Source organism: Aminiphilus sp. (assembly GCF_029975095.1).
GTDB lineage: Bacteria > Synergistota > Synergistia > Synergistales > Aminiphilaceae > Aminiphilus.
In genome coordinates this window covers 1-2,460 of record NZ_JARKPW010000101.1, presented here as the reverse complement: position 1 = coordinate 2,460, position 2,460 = coordinate 1, and the positions used below count along the sequence as shown (strand labels likewise).

The window sequence follows — 2,460 nt, the reverse complement described above, 5'->3', positions numbered from 1 at the left end:
GCCGCCGCGGAGGCGGAGAAGGAGCTGAAGCAGTCTCTCGCCCAGATCGCCCGGGTGAACGACGTGATGCAGAACATCGCCGCCTCCTCGCAGGAGCAGGCCGCCGCCGCCCAGGAGATGGCCTCCGGCATCGACCAGGTCACCAAGGGGACGCTCACCGTGGTGGACACCATCGGCAACATCCGGCACGCCACGGAGGACACCGCCACGGCATCGGAGAACGTGGCCAGGGAGGCCCAGGACACCTCCGCCGGCGCGGAGCGGATCCAGGAACTTCTGGCCCAGTTCCGGGTGGACGGGGCACGCTCGTCGGGGGCGTCGGGAACCGCCGGAACTTCCGCGGGTGCACCGGCTCTTGCCGCCGGCTCGCGGGCGCAGAAAAGCGCGTCCCGGAAAAAGTAGCAACAACGCGGAATCGGGTCCGGGGTGCAGGGAAGCACCCCGGATCTCCGGTCGTGCAGCGTCAGGGTTGCAGAAAGGTTTTCATGGTGTTCGGCGACCGCCTGTGGCGCCGAGCCGTTCTTTGTCAGGAGGGTCCTGTTGTGTTCGAGCAACAGGTTCACGTTGAGGGCATGGCCGGACTCCATCGTCGCCTCGGAGGTTTCGACGCACGGTGCCCGGTCCCGTCTCCTCCACCCCGCTCTGCCTCACGTCACCCTGCTGCGCTCCATCCCGTCTCACCCAGCCTCGTCTTGCCTCACCTCTCGCTTTTCAATCCCTCTTCATCCCCCGTTGCGGGGGTCGCCTTGCAAAAGGTGTTCCTCGGCCCCGATGGGGTCTCCCGCTTTTTTCCCGTTCCTTCGCCCGTTCTCCGCCTTGCTTCGAGCCATCAAGAAAGAATGCACTGAAAAGGACAGTGTAACGGCGCCTTCTCAAAATGCTATGATGTTATGTGCAGAAGGTCAGTGCGGTGCTTTTTTCAAGTGTTCCGGTTTCCAACGGAGAGCAGGGTTTCGAAGCGGAACCGTCCCGCCTTTTCGGAGAAGAGGCGGGAGTGAGGGATGAAGAGCGAGAGGGATGTTCCGGCATGTCCCACGGGCCGGTGACGTAACGCGGTGAAGGTGCTTTTCACACACCGATGGAGAAGGGGGGAATGGGCACGTTCCGAAGCGCGTCCGGTATCCGCAGCAGTTGAAGCCGCACACGTGTCTCCGCGAACCCCGAGTGAGAAAGAACCGGAGGGATTGAACGGGGGCGGAAGAAAACATCCTGGAAACAATCGACGTTCAGGCGAGAGAACTGAACGGGCGCGGGAAGATACATCCTGGAAACAGTCGACGTTCAGGAGGAGGTCTTCTTTGTGAGAACGATACGGGGAAAGATTCTCGCGTGGTTCGTGTCCGCGGTGCTTGTGCTTTGCGGCGCGCTCAGCGTCGTGCTCTACCAACAGGTAAAGAGCTCTGTGACGACCCTTTCGGACGGGATGGCCATGAATATCGCCCGTGCCAGGGCGGACCAGCTCGGGGAGTGGTTGCTCCGGATGACCGACGTGACGCGGAGTGCCGCGGAGATGGACATCGTCCGCACCATGAACTGGGATGCCATGGCGAGCGACCTGGAACGCCTGCAGAAACGGGACGCGCAGTTCATCGAGATGTATTTCCGCATCGATCCCGAAGGATATGGGGAGAACACCATGGGCATCGAGGAGGCGAACCTGGCGGAACAGCCCTATTTCAAGACGATCATGAGCGGTGCCGCCGACACGGTCATCACGGACCCGATTCCCTCCGGCGCCACGAAAAGGCCGATCCTGGTGCTTGCCCATGCGATCAAGGACGGAACGGGCAGGACCGTGGGCGTTTTAGGCGCGACGATCCTTCTCTCCACCATCAGCGAGATGGCTGGAAATATCAGAATCGGCGAGGACGGGTTCGGCTGGGTGGCGGACGGCACCGGGCTCATCGTGGCACATCCGGATCAGAATCAGGTGATGAAGCTCAACGCCCTGGAGTCGGCGGCGCTGGGTTTCAAGGGGCTTGACACCGTCGTCCGCCGGGCCATGGGAGGGGAGGCCGCTCAGGGTGTCATTCTCCGTCCGGACGGCGTCGAAGAGGCTCTTTTCACCGTTCCCGTGCCGCACGCGCCCAAGTGGATACTGGGCGTGGCCGTGCCGGTGGCGGAACTCCACGCCACGGCGAACCATCTGGCAAAACTTCTCGTTGGGCTCGTGGGCGCCATCGTGGTGGTCTTTCTCGTCATCTCCTACCTGCTCGGCAACGCCATCTCCCGTCCCATCAAGAACGTGGTGGCCCTGGCGGAGCGGGCACGGGACGGGGATCTCTCCTTCACCCGGGAGGACTTCCACGTGAACACCCGGGACGAGATGAACACCATGGCGGACGCGCTGGCCGCCATGATCGCCCGGCAGCGCCAGGTGGTACTGGAGCTTCAGGAGGAGGCGGTTCTCTCCGCCCAGCGCGCCGAATCCCTCGCGGCCCTGTCGGAGGAGACCGTGGC

General features: G+C 63.3%; 1 protein-coding gene and 1 pseudogene. Both read left to right on the top strand.

Translation table 11 applies throughout. The features are described from left to right. A pseudogene (locus Q1K49_RS05940) lies at window positions 1–402 on the top strand (hypothetical protein); the annotation flags it as partial. Between the two features lie 898 nt (window positions 403–1,300). Further along, on the top strand, window positions 1,301–2,460 hold a 1,160-nt coding region (locus Q1K49_RS05935), incomplete at its 3' end, for a methyl-accepting chemotaxis protein (RefSeq protein WP_300523951.1).